Source organism: Clostridium sp. MCC353 (assembly GCF_018785315.1).
Classification (GTDB): Bacteria; Bacillota; Clostridia; order Lachnospirales; family Lachnospiraceae; genus CHH4-2.
In genome coordinates, this window is record NZ_WQPN01000029.1 from 23,987 (window position 1) to 43,101 (window position 19,115).

Here is a 19,115-nt window from a genome sequence, read left to right on the forward strand (position 1 = left end):
CCTCCATTCCGCCGGTTTTCACGGCATTTTGATCTTGAATCTATGCTAAAGAGAACCGGTTACCGGATTCTCTTATCGCTCACCCTTGACATCCTCATACCCGTCTCCTGTATGATCTGGACGATGATTACCAATATTGCCACGGTTATCAGCATGATATCCGTCTGATAACGGTAATAACCATAGTTGATCGCAATGGCGCCCAGACCGCCGCCGCCTACGAATCCGGCCATGGCGGAATAGCCCAGGATGGTGGTGATGGAAATAGCCGCTCCCACTAAAAGAGAGGGCTTCGCTTCCGGAAGAAGCACTTTCCAGATGATCTGAGTGGTGGAAGCTCCCATGGATTTTGCCGCTTCGATCACTCCGGCGTCCACCTCTTTAAAGGAAGATTCCACCATCCGGGCCACATACGGCGCGGCGGCAATGACCAGAGGAGGCACCACCGCTTTCGCCCCCAAAGTGGTTCCGACCAGGATTCTGGTCAGGGGAATCACCATGATTAAAAGTATGATAAATGGAACCGACCGCAGCAGATTGATCACAAGCCCTAATACCTTCTGCACCGACGGTATGGGACGGATGCCGTCCTTATCCGTCACCACCAGCACAATTCCAAGGGGAATGCCGATCAGATAGGAAATCAGGGAAGATGCAAATGTCATAAAAAGCGTTTCCAAAATACCCACGCCAAGCATTTCAAGAGTAGCCGCGTCAAATGTCATAATCCGTCACCTCCTCATAAGGAACTTTCACTGTCTTCAGATAATTGATCACCCGGACTGCATCCGTCTCATCCTCTGGAAGCTGGATGATCATCTGCCCTGCCGCCGTTCCTCCAATGTCCTTGGTGGACGCATAGATGATATTGACAGCCACTTTACAAGCCAGAATCATGTTAGCCAGCACAGGCTCAAAGGAGGACCTGCCGTCAAAGGTAATGCGGATCTTTCTCGATCTGCCGAACTCAGCCGTGGAAACCGCGTCTCCCAGGATGAGCTGACGCCCGATTTTGGATTTCGGTTCGGAAAATATCTCCGAAACGCTTCCCACTTCCGCAATCCTGCTGCTGTCGATAATCGCCACCCGGTCACAGATCGCTTCGATTACCGCCATCTCATGAGTGATCACGATCACCGTAATTCCCAGATTTTCGTTGATTTCCTTCAATAGCTGTAAAATGGACTTGGTCGTATTGGGATCTAAGGCGCTTGTGGCTTCGTCACATAATATGACCTTAGGATTGGTAGCCATCGCCCTCGCTATAGCCACCCTCTGCTTCTGTCCGCCTGACAACTGGGCCGGATATGCCTTGGCCCGGTCTTCTAAGCCCACCAGTTTTAATAACTCCATGGCCCTGGTTTTGGCTTCTTTTTTGGAAACGCCCGCGATCTCCAGAGGGAAACAGACATTCTGTACCACATTTCTCTGCGCCAGCAGATTGAACTGCTGGAAGATCATGCCCATGGACTGCCTGGCCCTGCGCCGCTCCCTTTCATTGCAGTCCGTAAGGCTGTTCCCTTCGAAAACCACCGTTCCGGAAGTGGGGACTTCCAGATAGTTGATGCACCTCACCAATGTACTTTTTCCAGCTCCGCTGAGGCCGATGATGCCGAAAATCTCTCCCCGGTAAATGTCCAGATTGATATTTTCCAGAGCCTTTACCGGTCCGTTGGCAGTCTTAAATTCTTTACCCATACCCTTTAGCTGGATAATCGGTTGTTCATTCTTCATGACTCCTGATCCTTTCCTGTTTTTATGGAAGAGCAAGAAGCCCTCTTTCAATATGTTAGAGCGTGTTTGATGAAACAAAAAAACGCAGACCCAATGCATGGGTCTGCGATTATATACAGCGCTTACTGCCACTCTTATCTATGCCAAATCACAATACCATACAAATAAAAACCTATGATGTTTTTATGCACATGAACATACGACACATATCCATCATGCCGTTCATCATATACATATTCATCTGCATGGCTTTTGAATTACGCATAAGAGCTGCCTCCTGCTTAGTTTCCTACATTTTAACTAGGAATCTTTATGAAGCGTATTCTACGCTAATGAACATGATTTGTCAAGCTAAATTTATTTCTCATATAAAAATTCTTCCGGCAGCGTCACCTTGAAATCAACGGCAAGATCCCTGAAATCCTGAGGTGTGATGGTCTGAAGCTTGTCTGGACGGATGGACAGCACCTTTACCAGAATTTCCGCGGATTTTTCCACTGTATGCATCAGTCCGAAGGTCAGGTCGAAATCCTCTCCTGAGCAGAACATGCCGTGATGGGCCCAGATGGCCACATCGTATTTTTTCATCAGTTCACTGGTGGCAACGGCGATATCCCTGCCGCCGGGCACCATCCAGCCTACAACGCCTACGCCGTCCGGGAACACAACCGGACATTCGGTGGCCATTTCCCAAAGCTCTCTTGTGAAAACCTTATCTTCTAAAGGAAGCACAAAGGTGAGGGCAATGGTGTTGGCCGGGTGGGCATGATAGATCACCCTGTGCCTGCCGTCCGTAGCCAGTTTCTTCACTTCGTGGTTCATCAGGTGGGAAGGCAGTTCGCTGGTAGGCCTTCCGCCGTTAACCAGTCCCCAGCAGATTCTAAAGTTCTCACCCTTATCATCCACTTCTATGATGCTGATATTGGATGCCGGGTCCAGAATCACGTTTCTGAAATACTTCCCGCTTCCGGTCACCAGGAAATACTCCCCGGCCAGTCCCGGAACGCTGGTGCCGATGGGCTGCCACTCTTTATCGTAATCCAGCTCCTCTTTCACCGCTTCTACTTCTTCTTTTTTGATGCGGTAGCTCAAATTACCGCCGTTTCGCTCGTGCCAGTTCTGGTTAAAACCGTCATCGCACATCCGAATAAAACCTTTTACAAATTCTGCGTCTAAAACTCTCATTCTAATCTCCTCCATGCCGGAGCAGTTTATTCGCAAATATTGCTAACGCAAACTTTGCGCTGCGTAGGCCCGCGCTGAGAATTTCAGATTCTCAGCTGCGATTCAAATTTGTGGCTCCGGCACAAATTTGGGTGTGAAAAATGAACCATCAGGATTATTTTTCACACGAACCTCACATTCCGCCGCAGGCGCGGCACTTTATAGAAGCCTACAGGCATCTATCTCTTTAACAGCACTTCTTTTTCGTATTTCATCACTTCGTCAAACCACTCTTCTTTTTCCGGTACACCGTTGATCTGGCAGAAATAATTCCATACGTCGCCAAATGGATACGCCTTCAATTCCTCCTGCATCACCATCAGCTTTGTAAAGTTTCTCTCTTCCTGAAGTTTGGCTAAACAGCCGTCCGGACGGAGCAGGGCGAACAGCAGGGCTTTCTGCATATTTCTCATGCCCGTCACCCATGCGGAAATGCGGTTGATGCTGGCATCGAAGAAATCCAGGGCCAGAAGCACACGGTCGGCGCCATTTCTCACGATCTCTTTTGCGATCTCCTTTGTCTCATCATCAAACAGCACCACATGATCGCTGTCCCAGCGCACGGAACGTGTCACATGAAGGGCCACCTTATCAAAGAACAAAAGCATGCTGGAAATCTTGTCGGAAACCACCTCGGTGGGATGGTAATGTCCGTTGTCCAGCAGACAGAGAAGGTCATTTTTAGCGGCATAATTCATATAGAATTCATGGGAACCCACAGTACAGCTTTCGAATCCGATGCCGAACACCTTGGATTCTACGGCGATCAAAACCTTGCTCTTATCATAATCGATGGAGATGATCTGATCAAGGGAATCTTTTAATCTGGCTCTGGGTGAGGTCCTGTCCGCAGGAACATCCTTAAATCCGTCGGGAATCCAGATATTCATGGCGCATGGGGTTTTAAGTTCCTCTGCAAAATATTCCGAAATGCGGATGCATGCCTTGCAGTGATCGATCCAGAATTTCCGGATTACAGGGTCTTCGCTGGAAAGGGTCGCGTTTTCTGCCTTAGGATGGGAGAAGCAGGTTGGGTTAAAGTCCAGTCCAAGCCCTCTTTCCTTGGCAAATTCCACCCATTTTTTGAAATGTTTCGGTTCCAGCTTATCCCGGTCCACCGCTTCCCCTTCTTCAAAAACGGCATAGCTGGCGTGAAGGTTGATCCGGTGTTTTCCCGGAATCAGGCTGAGGGCTTTGTCGATATCAGCCATCAGTTCTTCCGGCGTTCTCGCTTTGCCCGGGTAATTGCCCGTTGCCTGGATGCCGCCCGATAACTGGCCCGCGCCTTCAAAACCGTTGACATCGTCTCCCTGCCAGCAGTGCATGGAAACCGGAATCTTTTTCAGCGCTTCTAAAGCCGCGTCCGTATCCACGCCGATTGCTTTATAAATTTCTCTTGCGGATTCATATCTTTCCTTTGTGGTCATTTTACATTCTCCTTTTATTGTTTTTATGTAACAGTTCAGACGGCTGGTTTTCATGACAAAACAGCCAATTTTCCCGCCAGCTATTATGTTTTTATTAGTCCAAATGGAATACAGGCGTTAGATCAATGCATACAGGGCTGTTGTCCTCGTTGGTTTCCATGATGTCAGCCATATAATCCCACCATTTCCTGTTGACCGGCGTATCGGCTGATTGGCTCCATCTCTCCTCATCCTCCACTTCCAGGTAACCGTAAAGGATATTGGTCTCCTGATCCAGATAGATGGAATAATTGCTGCCGCCGTATTCGTGGATCATCTCTTTCATCTCCGGCCACAGTTCCCTGTGCCTTTTCTCATATTCTTCTGCCATGCCCGGGTTTAAGAACATTTTAAATGCTTTTCTTACCATAGTTTCCTCCTGCTTCTCAGGCGCTGTATTTTTTAATTTCAAATGACTTGAAAATGCTTTCCCTGGCTTCTTTCAGGGAATTGAACTCCCCTGACTTCAGCATCTGGGCAGTTAAATTGCCGATCGCGGTGGCCTCGGTTGGCCCCGCGTAAACGTCCCGTTTGGTGGCCTTGGCGGTCAGTATGTTGAGATATTCCGCGTTGGCGCCTCCGCCCACAATATGTACGCAGCCATAACGCTTTCCTGTGACCGCCTCGATCTCTTCCAGAGTCTTTCCATAACAAACTGCCAGGCTGTTGTAGATGACCGCCGCCAGTTGTCCCGGCGTCTCAGGAACTGCCTGCCCGCTCTCCCTGCATGCTCCTCTTACCGCTTCCGTCATGCTTTTTGGAGCAAGGAAACAGTCGTCATTACAGTCCACAATGGAGGAAATGGTTTCTTTAGAGGCCATCTCACAGAGCTCTGCAAAGGAATACCGGTTATCCAGTTCCTTTTTCACGGACTGGATCATCCAGAGCCCCATAATGTTTTTCAAAAAGCGGAACCGGAAAAAATAACCGCCTTCATTGGTAAAATTAGCCTTCATGCTCTCCAGAGAGCAGTTGGCGGCCATACGCTCCGTCCCCATCAAAGACCAGGTTCCTGAACTGATGTAGAGAACATCCTCCTGGTTGGAAGGGACCGCCACAACGGCCGAACCGGTGTCATGGGTGGCCGGAAGCACGACCTGGCAGTTAAATCCCACCTCTTTTTGGATTACCCCGCTCAATTCCCCCACTGTGGTTCCGGGAACCGACAGGGGCAGGAACAGCCGTTCCGGATAACCCAGCCTGCGGATCAGCTCCATATCCCATTCCATAGTTTCCGGGCTCACCAGCTGGGTGGTGGTGGCGTTGGTGTATTCCTGCTTTTTAATCCCGGTCAGCTTAAAATTAAAGTAATCCGGTATCATCAGCAGGGACTGCGCTTTTTCCAGTTGTTCCGGATGATTCTGTTTCAAAGACATAAGCTGGTAAATGGTATTGAAAATCTGCTTTTGGATTCCCGTCCTCCGGTACAGCTCCTCCTTGGAAACCAGCTTATAAACTTCCTCGTCCATCCCTTGGGTCCGGTCGTCCCTGTATCCCGCCGTATTGCCGATAATCCGGTCATTTTTGTCCAGCAGGACAAAGTCCACCGCCCAGGTGTCGATGCCCATGCAGTAAGGGATTTTTCCCAGCTCCGCGCACTTTTTCATGCCTTCCTTAATTTCGTGGAACAAAGCGTTCACATCCCAGCACAGCTCTCCGTTTACCGGGCTCATTCCGTTGGAAAAACGGTAAATCTCTTCCAGATACATCTTCCCGCCCTTTACCGTTCCCAGCATATGACGGCCGCTGGATGCTCCGATATCCACTGCCAGATAGTATTTTCCCATGTCATTCCTCCAAGCCGGAGCATTTTTTGCGGAGGCACGGGCTGAGAAGTTAAGCTTCCCAGCCGCAGCTCAAATTTGTGGCTCCGGCACAAATTGGGGTGTGAAAAAGAAACCGTCAGAATTATTTTCACACATTTGCCTCTAACATTTTAATCTGTTTTTATCATAACTGAAAAGAGACAAAAAAATAAGAACCTGGTTGATTTAAAAATGCGTCCTTATTTGCACTGCTGAGGAAAATCCCCCTCCTGGTTAATCTCTTATTTTATAAAAGAACTCCAATCAAAAAGACATCGGATGCAGGTTCCAACTCCTGCATCCGATGTCTTTTGCTATTCCTTCCACTTCTCCACCACATAGTAAAGGGACTGGCTTTCAGAGGCCCTGACAAACCGGTTCACTTCCCTGCCGTCTCCGGTACATTCTTTCTTTATGTCCCGGTTTTCCACGCATCTTCCAAAATGCCCGTAAAACTCCCAGTCCCTGGGGATGCCGATGCTGCCTGTGAAAACATGTTTCGACTTCCTTTCGAGCACACAGTACTGGTCCCTGAAAAAATGATACACCACCGGATCATCTTCCGGCGTGTCCTCCGGCACCTCCACGGATATGTTTAACAGCACGCTTCCCGACAGGGAATTGACCGCGGTAACCTGCTTATTTACAACCAAATCCCCGTTTCTGTAAGTGATCACAGCCTCTCCCGGATGCAGCGCTTTGACCTCCCCCATGGGATCGATCTCCACAATTCCTTCCGGCTCCACCTCATAAGAGGCGTCCATATCGCTGCTCATAATCCCGTTTTCATAGACCAGGACCGTGTTGAGCATGGCAGGGTATCCATTGACCGACACCGTGTTCCTGCCCTGGAGGGCCGCCGCTTTGGGCCTGGTTTTTTCACCGAACATCCAGAGCAGCGCCATGCGGAACCGCTGGCCGAAATACTGCTCCGTATGAACCCCGTCCGGCTGGGCCAGATAGTGGAGATCCCTCCCCTGTTCATAACCGATTCCTCTGAAAATGCGGTACAGTTCCCTGGTATTGTCCACATAATAGGACTCCGCCATCCCGCAGTCCAGCCAGATCTTCTGGCCGTAGTTTCTGATGGAATTGTAAAATTCATCGGACAGCCAGTGAATGGCGGGGGACAAAAGCCCCAGCATTCCATAGATGTCATGGCGGTTCATGCCCATACATAAGGTCACGATTCCGCCCATAGAAGAACCGGCCAGCATGGTATTTTCTTTTTCCGGTTTTGTGCGGAAATGGCTGTCAATATAGGGCTTCACCTCATCCGCCAGACAGGCTTCATAGGAAAATCCCAGCCCCTCGCCCTTGAAGGCATAGCAGGGGATATATCCCCTTCTTCCCATTTTCCGGAATGGAGGCGGGGTTGTGTGTGTCATTTCCCTTCTCCGGTCTTCTTCATTACAGTCAATTCCCACCAGAATCACCGGCGGGATATAGCCCGTCCGGATCAAATCATCCGCTGCCAAATCCACGTCCCAGCGTTTTTTTCCCTTTTCCGAAAAAACCCATTGTCCGTCATGGAGGTATACCACGGGATAATGTTCCTGAGACTTTTCATATTGGGGCGGAAGATAGACCCGGAGCGTCCGTCTGCTGTCTAAAGCTTTTGAGTAAAAGCCGGTAATTACATGTACGCTTCCCCTTCTCATAGTTTTCCTTCCTGAACCTCATCTCTTTTTATTCAAAATACGCTTTATTCATATATTCATAATTCACTACCTTCATATTGCCTTTTAATGAGGTATTCTGTATCTCATTCAGGCTGGCAAAGCTTAACGGGATCCACCACATATTCTCGTTGCAGATCTTTTGGGCTTCTTTTAAAAGTTCAACTTTTTTATCAGGTTCAAAGGTCACTTTCAGTTCATCGATGGTCTTCTGCAGTTCCTCTGTTTCGGGATCATTGGCGTTCTTGGCCACATTTCTGCCTCCCACCACGCCTTTTGCAGGCTCAAAATGGGTTCCGTAAGGGGACACAATGGGGTCGCCGTTGATATTTACCAGACGGATACATAAATCTTCTTTAAAATCCCCTTCCTGCATGGAGGACGCGGTGGCGTCATCGTATGTGGTAATATCCAGGGTAATGCCGATTTTGGCAAGCTGGTTCTGAATCACTTCCGCGGCCCGGGTATAGGTGATCACATTGGCATTGACCATGGTTAAGGTGACGCCGTCCGGATATCCTGCCTCTGAAAGCAGAGCCTTGGCTTTGTCAATATCGGACGCAGTGAGAACCGAACCCTCTTTCAGGCTTTCGTCATATCCCAGCACGCCCGGAGGGATCAGCCCCGTAGCGCCTTTTCCGGTTCCGTCATAGGCAACCGCCGCCACGTCTTCCGTATTGATGGCATAGGCGATGGCCTGGCGCACCCTTTTATCTTTCATGATCCCGCTTTCCGATTCATAATTACAGGCCATAAACAGCACAACCACTTCCCCGCCGCTGTTGACTTTCAGGGTCTCGCTTCCCTTGCTCAGCAGGTCGGCAACATCGGAGTTCAGCGGATCCAAGGCCACGTCAATGGTTCCCGCTTCCAGTTCGATCATCTGAACGGACTGTTCCGAAATCAGGCGGATGATCATATTTTTAATGGCAGGGGCCCCGTTCCAGTAATCCTCGTTGGCCTCCAGGGTGATATTGTCTCCGCTGACCCATTTCACGAACTTATACGGGCCGCTGCCCACCGGCTCCTGTCCGAACTTCCCGCCTTTTTCAGTCGTAGCGCTTTCTGAAAATAGGCTGACCTTCACCAGGGAATCCAAAAGCGCTCCAAAGGAGTAATTGAGGCCCACATGGACGCTGTAATCATCCGTCTTTGTCACATCGTCGAAGTTGATGAAATCCAGGGTTGCGCCGATGCTGCTCCCTTTATAATGGGCGAGGGTGAACACCAGATCGTCCGCGTCCGCCTTATCCCCGTTATGGAATACGATATCTTTCCTCAAATGAAGGGTGATTCCCAGATTGTCGTCGTCCATTTCATAAGATTCCACCGCATAAGGCACGATGTTGGCGCTGCTGCCGTCATAGCGGAACAACTGGTCAAATACCTGGCAGTATACCCGTTTGATGGACGCGCTGTCCAGTCCGCTGGGGTCCAGGGTGGCCGGTTCCACATTGCTGGCCATGATGATGGTATCCTTGGCGGATACGGCGCTGCCGGCTGTTTCACCGGCTGGCTGGTTTTCTTTCGTTTCCGTCACAGCCGTTTCCGTTTTCTGGGCGGGAGCCGGTTCTTTGGAACCGCCGCACGCCGCCGAAGTCAGAACCATTGCCGCTGCTAAACAAACCGCTGTCATTTTTTTCATACTTACGACCTCCTTCATTTTTCAGGCAGTGTCAAGTCTCACTGCCATTTTTCATTGGTTAATTGTCTCTACATAATGGCAGGCAGCCATATGTCCTTTTGTAATTTCCTGAAAACCGGGGTTTTCATGGAAGCATTTCTCCCGGGCATAAATACATCTTGCGGCAAAACGGCAGCCCGGTTTGGGATCGATGGGTGAAGTGATCTCCCCCTTCAGCAGGATGCGCTCTTTTTTCACATCGATATCCGGCACCGGCACCGCAGACAAAAGCGCCTTGGTATAGGGGTGAAGGGGATGCTGAAACAGCTCTTTGGACTGGCAGTATTCCACCATCTGCCCCAGATACATGACCATAATTTCATGTGAAATGTACCGCACAACCGACAGATCATGGGTGATAAAGATGTAGGTCAGATCCATCTGCTCCTGAAGATCCTGCATCAGGTTCAGGATCTGGGCCTGGATGGAGACGTCCAGAGCCGAAACCGGCTCGTCACAGACGATGAGTTTAGGGGAAAGCACCAGAGCCCTGGCAATACCAACCCTCTGCCTGCGCCCTCCATCCAGTTCATGGGGATATGCGTCCTTGATCCGCCTTGCAATCCCCACCGTATCCATTATTTCATAAACCCGTTTTTCGATCTCCGCTTTGGTACCGTATTTGAATATGATAAGCGGCTCTGCAATCGTCTGAAATACAGTCATACGGGGATCGATGGAGGACATGGGGTCCTGGAAGATCATCTGCATTTCCGAACACAGCTCATATCTTCTTTTAGACGGAATATCGGAAATATCCTGTCCGTTATAATAGATCTTTCCGGCCGTGTGATCCAAAAGATGGAGAATCACCCTTCCTACCGTGGATTTCCCGCATCCGCTTTCCCCTACAATGCCCAGGGTCCGCTTCCGTCCGATGGAAAAGGATATGTCGTCCACCGCATGAAGCCTGCCGCCGGGAGTATCAAAATACTTTTTTAAATGTTTCACTTCTAAAATTGTATCCATAGCAGCCTCCTATTTTGCCGCCGGCGGGGCCGGGGTTTTATGACATCTCACCAAATGCCCCGAACCGATGTCCAAAAGCTTAGGCCTGGCATCTTTGCATCCCTGGTCCGCATAGGGGCAGCGGGGATGGAAACAGCACCCGGAAGGCAGATTGGACGGGTCGGGCATCATGCCCTTTATCGGCTTCAGCCTTGTCTCTTCTCCGGTTAAACTGGGCAGCGATTCAAACAGGCCGATGGTGTAGGGGTGGGCGGTTTCTTTATAAATCTGCCTGGCCGTACCGTATTCCACGATTTCTCCTGCATAGACCACTGCAATCTTATCGCACATTTCGGCCACCACTCCCAGATCGTGAGTGATTAAAATCATGGAGGTCTTTAAGTCATTTTTCAGCTTGTTCATGAGATCCAGAATCTGGGCCTGGATGGTCACATCCAGGGCCGTTGTGGGCTCATCGGCGATTAAGAGTTCGGGTGAGCAGGCCAATGCGATGGCTATAACGATTCTCTGCTTCATACCCCCGGAAAACTGGTGGGGGTAATCTTTGAGGCGGCCCGCCGGAATTCCCACCATCTCCAGCATCTCTCCCGCCTTTTTCTCCAGTTCCCCCCTGCTCTTTAAACCGGAATGCAGCTTGAGCACTTCCATAATCTGGGCTCCTGCCGTATCGATGGGGTTCAATGCGGTCATGGGATCCTGGAAGATCATGGATATCTTATTGCCCCTGTATTTTTTCATCTTGTTAAGAGGCATTTTCAACAGGTCTTCCCCCTTAAATTCAATGCTTCCGCTTATGATCTTTCCGGGCGGATCGCTGACTAAACGCATGATTCCCCGGGCAATGGTTGTTTTTCCCGCTCCTGTCTCCCCCACCAGCCCCAGGGTTTCCCCGGCAACCAGATCAAAGCTGACGCCGTTGACGGCCCGGCAGGTTCCCATGTTCCGCGTTATGTAATGTATGTGAAGATCCTTTACACTGAGCACTTTTTCATTATCCATTGAACCTTCCTCCCTTATTGTTTCAGCCGCGGATCCAGAGCATCACGCAGCGCGTCTCCCAGCACATTTAAACAGATGACGCTGAGAACAATGGCCAGGCCGGGATACGTGACCAGCCATGCGCATTTTGTGATATATGATCTGCCTGTGGAGAGCATGGTGCCCCATTCCGGGGTGGGCGGCTGGACGCCCAGTCCCAAAAAGCTTAAACTGGCTACAGATATGATGGAATTTGCCACGCCCAGCGTGGCCTGGACGATAATGATGGCCAGCACATTGGGCAGGATATGCCTGATGATGAGCCTGAGAGGCCTGGCTCCAATCGCCCTTGAGGCTTCAATATATTCATTCTGTTTGACGGCCAGGATAGGCGCCCGGACCACCCTGGTAAAACTGGGGACTGCCGAGATTGCGATTGCAAAAACCGTATTGCGAAGGCCTGCTCCCAGGCTGGTGGCCAGAACAATGGCCATGAGAAGGGAAGGAATGGCCATGAATATGTCCATAATCCTCATAATCACATTGTCAACTCTCCCCCCGTAATATCCGGCCAGGGAGCCTAATACCACTCCGGCCGCGGTGGAGAGGATCGTAGCCATTATGGCCACCAGAAGGGAAATCCTTCCCCCATATAAAACCCTGGAAAAGATATCTCTTCCATAGTTGTCCGTACCGAACCAGTATTTTAAGCTGGGCGGCTGAAGGGCGTCTGATATCTGCTGTTCATCAATGCCGTAAGGGGCCACAAAATCGGCAAACACCGCAGCGAGAATAATTATCAGCAGCACGATCAGGCATACAACTGCCAGCCGGTTCCTGGAAAACTGGTATGCGGCGTCCCCCAGCCGGCTGTGGCTGCCGCCACTTTGCCCTTTTTCCCTGCTGTCCATTCTGATTTTCATCACACAGCCACCCCTTTCTCTTCAGAATGTTTCTCTTCCTCTCTCCGTTTCAGCCTTTTCCGCCCCTGCATTTTAATCCTGGGATCGATCAATGAATAGAGAATATCCACGATCAGGTTGATGACGCTGAAGGAAAATGCCACCAAAAGCACCGCTCCCTGCACAACGGGATAATCTCTGGAGTTGATGGAATCGATCATCAGCTTTCCAATTCCCGGTATGGAAAAAATCTGTTCCGTGACAATGGCGCCGCCCAGCATGATCCCGAAGGAAATTCCAATCACCGTGAAAATAGGCAGCAGAGCATTGCGGAGCACATGATGGAGAATGACCGTCAGCTCGTTCTGCCCTTTGGCCCTGGCGGTGACCACATAATCCTGCCGGATGCACTCCAACATGGAAGAACGGGTGGTTCTCAGTAAGCTGGCGGCGTTGGAAAAGCCGACGGTCATGGCCGGCAGAATCCAGTATTTCCACCCATAGAACCCGGATGCGGGCAGCCAGTGAAGGTTTGCGGAGAAAATGATGATCAGCACCATGCCCAGCCAGAAGTTAGGCATGGATACCGCAACCAGGCCGATGGTCACGGCGATGTTATCTATCCACGTATACTGCTTCACCGCTGAAATGATCCCGATGGGAAGCCCCATGAGAATCATCATGACCAGACATGCGCTGGCCATTTTCAGCGTGGTGGGATACCGTTCAAAAATCAGCTCCACCACAGGCCTGTTGGATTTAAAGGAATCTCCAAAATCCCCTTTTGTAACGATATTTTTAATATAGCGGACATACTGGGTAATAAAAGGATCGTTAAGCCCCAGTTCCTCCCTCTTTTCTTCAATCGCCTCCACCGGAGCGTCATCCCCCAGCATAATTCTGGCCGGATCCCCTGGGGCAAAATGAAGCAGGCTGAAAACCAGGAACGATACGCCGATCAGGACGGGTATCATCATTACGATCCGTTTCATGATATAATTTATCACTTGTAATCCCTCCCTCTATGTATTTTTACACGTTATAACCTCTCCCCACCTTTCCTGACCTTCTATTTAATTCTTATTCTAAATTCTGATTCCTCCTTTTTTATTGGCAAAAAATTCCAGGTATATTCCCGTCTTGTTTTGCCATTCTCCTTTTGTTATAATGAAACTGCCTGTAAATTGTAGCTAAACTATAGCATTGCAAATTATTAAGTGTCAAATTACACAAATTCATAGACATAATAACCATTTTTCATAATTATTGTGTCATTTTCATTTATCATAGGGGATTAAAACATGGATTTTAAAGAATTGAATTATGTTGTAGCTCTTGCAAGATACCAAAACTATACGGACGCTGCGAAAAGCCTTTTTATCACACAGCCTGCACTGACCAAATCCATAAAAAAACTGGAGTGCGAATTGGACGAGCCGCTTTTTGTCCGGAATAAGAATTCTACAATTCCTACAGATTTCGGTTTAAAATATGTTCAATATGCACAAAGCATTTTGAGCTTAAAAGCTGCCATGGACAGGGAACTTCAGATGCTCCATGACAGGAAATATCCGGTGCTCAGGGTAGGAATCACACCGGTATCCGGCCGCTTCCTGTTATCCCAAACCGCCATCGCCTATCAGAAAAAGCACCCCAATGTGCAGTTAAGCTTTACGGAGGGAATAACGCTTTCTTTATATGACATGGTGGAAAAGGGGGATTTAGATCTTGCCATATGCGTATCCCCCGGCTCTCCGCCTTATCCGGCACGGCCAAACCTGCAGACAAAAGACGTCCAGGACACGGAAATTGTGCTGGCCGTTCCGCCAAACCACCCATTGACCGCCATGGCCACCATCAAACCGGAATTCAGATATCCCTGGATTCCCTTAGAATGGGCCAGGAATGAAAAATTTCTCCTGCAGCCGGAAGACCAGTTCACCACAATGGCTGCAAGGCACCTGTTCAAACAACTGAATTTCCAGCCCGCTTCCATCAACAATCTGACTAACGTGCATTCTGCCATCGATTTGGTCTGCGCAGGCTGCGGCGTCGCTATCGTCACCAACATGCATCTGGCTATTTTGGAGCAGAAGGTTAAGCTGACCGCCCTCTCCATCGGAAACCATCCGCTTTACAACAAGACGGCGGCCATTTACAGAAAAGGAACCACTCTGCCGCCTTATGCTGTCGATTATATCGATTTGGTCCGTGAGGTTTACAGGGCTATTTTATTGAAGATTTAAAGGCTGTATTGAATAAAAGGGACAAACCGGAGCAGAGGGCATGTGATTGCGTGCCTTCCGCTTCGGTTTGTCCCTTTTATTCAATTTTTCTAATTAATTTTGTTATTTTCCCGGTACTCTTTCGGTGAAACACCATACCGTTCCCTGAAAATCCGGTGGAAATAGCTGGTATTGTCATACCCCACCGCCACGCTGATCTCCGCCACGGATATCTTCGTATTCAGCAGAAGAAATCCCGCCTGGTTCAGCCTCTTGATCTGTAACAGTTCTTTATAAGTCCTGCCGGTCAGCCTTTTAACCGCCCGGCTCAGCCAATAGATATCATACCCCAGGATACCGGCCAGTTCCGTCAACTCCCCGTCCCGGTAATTTTCATCAATATAACGGAGCACTTTCAGCACCAGTTCCTGCTCATAGGCATCCTCATTCTGGCTGATCTTATCAGTATAATGCATTAATTGGAGAAACAAGAGGCCCATGGTGATCTGGTTGATGCTTCTTTTATTGGGCTGGTTATTCATCAGCGTCCAGACCATATTTTCCATCAGATTCTGGACCGGAAGCACATCCGACACCTGGAAATGAAGATAGCTGGAATAACCGTTATCCCCCCTCAGACAGCCTACGAGAAACTCCCTCAGCAGATTCTCCTCTTCTCCCATCATCCGGAACGCGGTATCAAAAAATTCCGGCAGAATAATAAAATTAACCGCAATATCATCTTTACCCGCAGGCAGGATTTCCTGTGTGGCATTCTGGTTTAAAAACAGGATCTCCCCTTCTTTTAATTCCACCCTTGTGCCGTCCACAATATGTACCGTGGTCCCCTGGCACATATAGATCACTTCCACATAGTTATGCTTATGTTTTGGGAAATACACAAAACGGGTATGAGGCCGTATTCTGATCAGCCTGCCGTGTTCCAGCATTTTTTTGCTGTCCACAACCAGGTCCTTTTTTTCCGTATAACGGGTTTTGTCAATTTCAGTGCGGCCGTCTAAAATTTCCCGCTCTTCCTCTGTTATGATGCTTAGCTGGTCTATGATATTCTGGTTCATTTTCATCCTCATTTTTTAACACTGGGCGTGACATTGGGCGTGAAGGCATTTTCAAAAATGCCTTCACGCTTTAGTGTTAATGCCCACGTCACCTATGTAAAAAAATCTTCTTTTTCCATTCAGCCTTTTTAACAGGCGCCCAGCCAGAAAGGCGGGAGCCCTGCGGCCATCCGCCTCCGGGTTCCCGCCTTCCCGGCGTTACCTATGCCTGCTCATAAGGCTTTTATTTAAAAAGCCCTTTCTTCTTCGTTTCCTTCGTCTCTGAAGCCCTTCCGTTCATCACATCGTCAAACTTCCTGAGCGCTTCCTTCTGCGCCTCTGTCAGCCGTTCAGGCACCTGGACAACCAGCGTCACGTAATGATCGCCTCTCTGGTTCCTGTTACGAAGGGACGGAACACCTTTGCCCTTGAGACGCACTTTCGTATCGGTCTGGGTTCCCGGACGCACCTCGTATTCCACCTGTCCGTCAACCGTCTTGATGCGGATGGTTCCGCCTAACGCCGCCGTCGCAAATGAAATCGGCACCGTGGAGAATATGCTGGTGTCCTTGCGGATGAATACAGGATGTTTGGAAACAACCGCTTCAACCAGCAGGTCGCCTCTCTCTCCGCCGTTGACGCCCGGCTCTCCCGCTCCGGAAAGGCGCACGCTCATGCCGTCGTCAATTCCGGCCGGAATATTGACCTTAAATTTCTTCTTTTTCGTAATATATCCGGTTCCCCGGCAGTCGGAACATTTCTCTTTGATGATTTTGCCTGTGCCTCCGCAGTCCGGGCAGGTCTGGACATTCTGCACCTGGCCAAATAAAGACTGCTGGGTGTACATGATCTTACCTTTGCCGTTGCACTTAGGGCAGGTTTCCGGTGAGGTCCCCGCCTTTGCCCCGGTTCCGTGACAGGAAGAACACTCTTCCTTAAAATTGATCTCTATCTCTTTTTCACAGCCAAAAATAGCCTCCTCAAACGTGATGCGGATGCTTGTTCTCAGATTAGCGCCCTTCATAGGTCCGTTATAACGCGCGCTGCCGCGGCTGCTTCTGCCTCCGCCAAAGATATCTCCAAAAATATCTCCGAAAATATCTCCCATATCCGCGCCGTTAAAATCAAATCCGCCGAATCCGCCAAACCCACCGGCGCCGCCTGCGCCGCCGTCAAATGCTGCATGGCCGAACTGATCATACTGCCTACGTTTCTCCGGGTCGCTAAGTACACTATAGGCTTCAGAAGCCTCTTTAAATTTCTTTTCTGCTTCTGCATCGCCAGGATTGGTATCCGGATGGTATTTCTTTGCCAGCGCCCTATAGGCTTTTTTCAGGGCAGCATCATCCGCATTTCTGTCGACGCCAAGAACTTCATAGTAATCTCTTTTATTCTCTGCCATGTTAGTCTACCTTTCACACTAAGGAAAGTGCTGTACTGCTACAACACTTTCCTCATCTCATCTAAATATCTTATACTTCTTTGTAATCTCCGTCAACTACATTATCATCGCCAGGCGCGGTTCCCTGAGAAGCGCCCATGTCAGGACCTGCACCCTGAGCGCCGGCCGCTCCCTGTGCAGCTTCATAAACTTTAGCAAATAACGCCTGAGCGCTTGCCATCAGTTTTTCTTTTCCTGCCTTGATATCTTCAATCTGGGCATCTGTCATCTGGTCGATCGGAGCGCGGTTGATCGCTTCTTTCAGTGCGTTTAAGTCAGCTTCTACAGCAGCCTTGTCATTAGCATCTATCTTGTCGCCGACTTCTTCCAAAGCCTTCTCAGTCTGGAATACCATGGAGTCAGCATCATTTCTTGCATCGATACCTTCTTTTCTCTTCTTATCCTGTGCTTCAAATTCAGCAGCTTCTCTTACAGCCTTATCGATATCATCATCTGACATGTTGGAGCCGGATGTGATGGTGATGTGCTGTTCTTTGCCTGTTCCAAGATCTTTAGCGGATACGTTAACAATGCCGTTGGCATCGATATCGAATGTAACTTCGATCTGCGGAACGCCTCTTCTTGCTGGCGGAATACCATCCAGACGGAACTGTCCAAGAGTTTTATTATCTCTTGCGAACTGTCTTTCACCCTGTACCACGTGGATATCAACGGCAGTCTGGTTGTCGGCTGCGGTTGAGAAGATCTGGCTCTTCTTTGTCGGGATGGTGGTATTTCTCTCAATCAGCCTTGTAGCAACACCGCCCATGGTTTCGATCGACAGGGAAAGAGGTGTTACATCCAGAAGAAGGATGTCGCCTGCGCCTGCGTCGCCCGCTAATTTACCGCCCTGGATCGCAGCGCCGATTGCAACGCATTCATCCGGGTTTAAGGTCTTGGATGGTTCATGGCCTGTTAACTGTTTTACTTTTTCCTGAGCAGCGATCATACGTGTGGAACCGCCGACTAACAATACTTTTCCTAATTCGGAAGCGTTGATTCCTGCGTCCTTCAATGCGTTCTGTACCGGAACTGCAGTTCTTTCAATCAGATCATGGGTTAATTCATCAAATTTCGCTCTTGTCAGGTTCATATCCAGATGTTTTGGACCTTCTGAAGTAGCTGTGATGAACGGAAGGTTGATGTTGGTCGTAGTAGCGGAAGATAATTCTTTTTTCGCTTTTTCTGCCGCTTCTTTCAGTCTCTGGAGAGCCATCTTATCAACGGATAAGTCTACGCCTTCCGCTTTCTTGAATTCATCTGTCATCCACTGAGTAATTCTGGCATCAAAGTCGTCGCCGCCCAGTCTGTTGTCGCCGGATGTAGCCAATACTTCGATAACGCCGTCACCGATCTCGATGATGGAAACGTCGAATGTACCGCCGCCCAGGTCATATACCATGATCTTCTGCTCTTTTTCATTATCCAGACCATAAGCGAGGGCTGCCGCCGTCGGCTCGTTGATAATACGTTTTACTTCAAGGCCTGCGATCTTACCCGCATCTTTGGTGGCCTGACGCTGTGCGTCGTTGAAATAAGCAGGTACTGTGATAACTGCTTCTGTTACTTTCTCACCCAGATAGCTTTCTGCATCCGCTTTCAGCTTCTGAAGGATCATCGCGGAAATCTCCTGCGGTGTATATTTCTTGTCGTCTATGGTCACACGGTAATCGGTGCCCATATGTCTTTTGATGGATGAGATTGTCTTGTCTGCGTTGGTAACAGCCTGACGTTTTGCGGGTTCACCAACCAATCTCTCTCCTGATTTTGTAAATGCTACAACTGACGGTGTGGTTCTGACACCTTCCGTATTGGCGATAACAACCGGTTTACCGCCTTCCATAACAGCTACACAGCTGTTCGTTGTTCCTAAGTCAATACCTATAATTTTGCCCATAGCTTTTTCCTCCTGATATTTATGCTGATTTGCTTGATTTTCAATTTCTTTAT

16 protein-coding genes are annotated in these 19,115 nt (G+C 49.3%); 1 reads left to right on the forward strand and 15 read right to left on the reverse strand.

Annotated elements, in window-relative coordinates; genetic code table 11:
• Window positions 1-59: 59 nt before the first annotated feature.
• The 12 genes from GPL15_RS07330 to nikB all read right to left on the reverse strand — a co-directional run bounded on the left by GPL15_RS07330 (window position 60) and on the right by nikB (window position 13,448).
• A complete protein-coding gene (locus GPL15_RS07330) occupies window positions 60-725 on the reverse strand; it encodes a methionine ABC transporter permease (protein ID WP_215697503.1) in 666 nt (221 codons plus the stop codon).
• A complete protein-coding gene (locus GPL15_RS07335; RefSeq protein ID WP_215697505.1) occupies window positions 715-1,734 on the reverse strand; it encodes an ATP-binding cassette domain-containing protein in 1,020 nt (339 codons plus the stop codon). The genes GPL15_RS07330 and GPL15_RS07335 overlap by 11 nt, the downstream gene beginning before the upstream one ends.
• A gap of 357 nt (window positions 1,735-2,091) precedes the next feature.
• Window positions 2,092-2,919 carry a rhamnulose-1-phosphate aldolase gene (rhaD, locus tag GPL15_RS07340; protein ID WP_215697508.1) on the reverse strand — a complete coding sequence of 276 codons (828 nt, stop codon included), beginning with the start codon at window positions 2,917-2,919 and terminating at the stop codon, window positions 2,092-2,094.
• 218 nt (window positions 2,920-3,137) lie between these two features.
• On the reverse strand, window positions 3,138-4,385 hold the full coding sequence (locus GPL15_RS07345; protein WP_215697510.1) for an L-rhamnose isomerase: 1,248 nt from the start codon (window positions 4,383-4,385) through the stop codon (window positions 3,138-3,140).
• A gap of 94 nt (window positions 4,386-4,479) precedes the next feature.
• Window positions 4,480-4,794 (reverse strand): L-rhamnose mutarotase, encoded by a 315-nt coding sequence (rhaM, locus tag GPL15_RS07350; protein WP_215697512.1) that lies wholly within the window; start codon window positions 4,792-4,794, stop codon window positions 4,480-4,482.
• A 16-nt stretch (window positions 4,795-4,810) separates the two neighbouring features.
• On the reverse strand, window positions 4,811-6,211 hold the full coding sequence (rhaB, locus tag GPL15_RS07355) for a rhamnulokinase (protein WP_215697514.1): 1,401 nt from the start codon (window positions 6,209-6,211) through the stop codon (window positions 4,811-4,813).
• A 332-nt stretch (window positions 6,212-6,543) separates the two neighbouring features.
• Window positions 6,544-7,890 carry an alpha/beta hydrolase-fold protein gene (locus GPL15_RS07360; RefSeq protein WP_215697516.1) on the reverse strand — a complete coding sequence of 449 codons (1,347 nt, stop codon included), beginning with the start codon at window positions 7,888-7,890 and terminating at the stop codon, window positions 6,544-6,546.
• A 28-nt stretch (window positions 7,891-7,918) separates the two neighbouring features.
• Complete coding sequence (locus GPL15_RS07365) at window positions 7,919-9,553, reverse strand: ABC transporter substrate-binding protein (protein WP_215697518.1); 1,635 nt, start codon at window positions 9,551-9,553, stop codon at window positions 7,919-7,921.
• A 51-nt stretch (window positions 9,554-9,604) separates the two neighbouring features.
• Entirely contained in the window at window positions 9,605-10,561 is a 957-nt protein-coding gene (locus GPL15_RS07370) for an ABC transporter ATP-binding protein (protein WP_215697520.1), read from the reverse strand.
• Window positions 10,562-10,570: 9 nt separating this feature from the next.
• Complete coding sequence (locus tag GPL15_RS07375; protein WP_215697522.1) at window positions 10,571-11,560, reverse strand: ABC transporter ATP-binding protein; 990 nt, start codon at window positions 11,558-11,560, stop codon at window positions 10,571-10,573.
• A gap of 14 nt (window positions 11,561-11,574) precedes the next feature.
• Window positions 11,575-12,462 (reverse strand): ABC transporter permease, encoded by an 888-nt coding sequence (locus tag GPL15_RS07380; protein WP_252198174.1) that lies wholly within the window; start codon window positions 12,460-12,462, stop codon window positions 11,575-11,577.
• Entirely contained in the window at window positions 12,462-13,448 is a 987-nt protein-coding gene (nikB, locus tag GPL15_RS07385; RefSeq protein ID WP_215697523.1) for a nickel ABC transporter permease, read from the reverse strand. Before nikB ends, GPL15_RS07380 begins: the two co-directional genes overlap by 1 nt.
• A 294-nt stretch (window positions 13,449-13,742) precedes the next feature.
• On the opposite strand from nikB, the gene GPL15_RS07390 reads away from it, so the two are divergent.
• Window positions 13,743-14,687 (forward strand): LysR family transcriptional regulator, encoded by a 945-nt coding sequence (locus tag GPL15_RS07390; RefSeq protein WP_215697525.1) that lies wholly within the window; start codon window positions 13,743-13,745, stop codon window positions 14,685-14,687.
• 89 nt (window positions 14,688-14,776) lie between these two features.
• Here GPL15_RS07390 and GPL15_RS07395 read toward each other — a convergent pair whose 3' ends face one another.
• The 3 genes from GPL15_RS07395 to dnaK all read right to left on the reverse strand — a co-directional run bounded on the left by GPL15_RS07395 (window position 14,777) and on the right by dnaK (window position 19,062).
• Complete coding sequence (locus tag GPL15_RS07395) at window positions 14,777-15,745, reverse strand: AraC family transcriptional regulator (protein WP_215697527.1); 969 nt, start codon at window positions 15,743-15,745, stop codon at window positions 14,777-14,779.
• Window positions 15,746-15,968: 223 nt separating this feature from the next.
• Window positions 15,969-17,126, reverse strand: a complete 1,158-nt coding sequence (dnaJ, locus tag GPL15_RS07400; RefSeq protein WP_215697529.1) for a molecular chaperone DnaJ — start codon at window positions 17,124-17,126, stop codon at window positions 15,969-15,971.
• A gap of 70 nt (window positions 17,127-17,196) precedes the next feature.
• Window positions 17,197-19,062 carry a molecular chaperone DnaK gene (gene dnaK / locus GPL15_RS07405; protein ID WP_215697531.1) on the reverse strand — a complete coding sequence of 622 codons (1,866 nt, stop codon included), beginning with the start codon at window positions 19,060-19,062 and terminating at the stop codon, window positions 17,197-17,199.
• Window positions 19,063-19,115 lie beyond the last annotated feature (53 nt).

Excerpts from the sequence above, each read along its gene's own strand:
- GPL15_RS07395 (WP_215697527.1), bottom strand. The coding sequence starts at position 15,745 with ATGAACCAGAATATCATAGACCAGCTAAGCATCATAACAGAGGAAGAG.
- GPL15_RS07365 (WP_215697518.1), bottom strand. The coding sequence starts at position 9,553 with ATGAAAAAAATGACAGCGGTTTGTTTAGCAGCGGCAATGGTTCTGACT.
- dnaK (WP_215697531.1), bottom strand. The coding sequence starts at position 19,062 with ATGGGCAAAATTATAGGTATTGACTTAGGAACAACGAACAGCTGTGTA.
- GPL15_RS07330 (WP_215697503.1), bottom strand. The coding sequence starts at position 725 with ATGACATTTGACGCGGCTACTCTTGAAATGCTTGGCGTGGGTATTTTG.
- dnaJ (WP_215697529.1), bottom strand. The coding sequence starts at position 17,126 with ATGGCAGAGAATAAAAGAGATTACTATGAAGTTCTTGGCGTCGACAGA.
- rhaM (WP_215697512.1), bottom strand. The coding sequence starts at position 4,794 with ATGGTAAGAAAAGCATTTAAAATGTTCTTAAACCCGGGCATGGCAGAA.
- GPL15_RS07375 (WP_215697522.1), bottom strand. The coding sequence starts at position 11,560 with ATGGATAATGAAAAAGTGCTCAGTGTAAAGGATCTTCACATACATTAC.
- GPL15_RS07345 (WP_215697510.1), bottom strand. The coding sequence starts at position 4,385 with ATGACCACAAAGGAAAGATATGAATCCGCAAGAGAAATTTATAAAGCA.
- GPL15_RS07335 (WP_215697505.1), bottom strand. The coding sequence starts at position 1,734 with ATGAAGAATGAACAACCGATTATCCAGCTAAAGGGTATGGGTAAAGAA.
- GPL15_RS07370 (WP_215697520.1), bottom strand. The coding sequence starts at position 10,561 with ATGGATACAATTTTAGAAGTGAAACATTTAAAAAAGTATTTTGATACT.
- rhaD (WP_215697508.1), bottom strand. The coding sequence starts at position 2,919 with ATGAGAGTTTTAGACGCAGAATTTGTAAAAGGTTTTATTCGGATGTGC.
- rhaB (WP_215697514.1), bottom strand. The coding sequence starts at position 6,211 with ATGGGAAAATACTATCTGGCAGTGGATATCGGAGCATCCAGCGGCCGT.
- GPL15_RS07380 (WP_252198174.1), bottom strand. The coding sequence starts at position 12,462 with ATGAAAATCAGAATGGACAGCAGGGAAAAAGGGCAAAGTGGCGGCAGC.
- GPL15_RS07360 (WP_215697516.1), bottom strand. The coding sequence starts at position 7,890 with ATGAGAAGGGGAAGCGTACATGTAATTACCGGCTTTTACTCAAAAGCT.
- GPL15_RS07390 (WP_215697525.1), top strand. The coding sequence starts at position 13,743 with ATGGATTTTAAAGAATTGAATTATGTTGTAGCTCTTGCAAGATACCAA.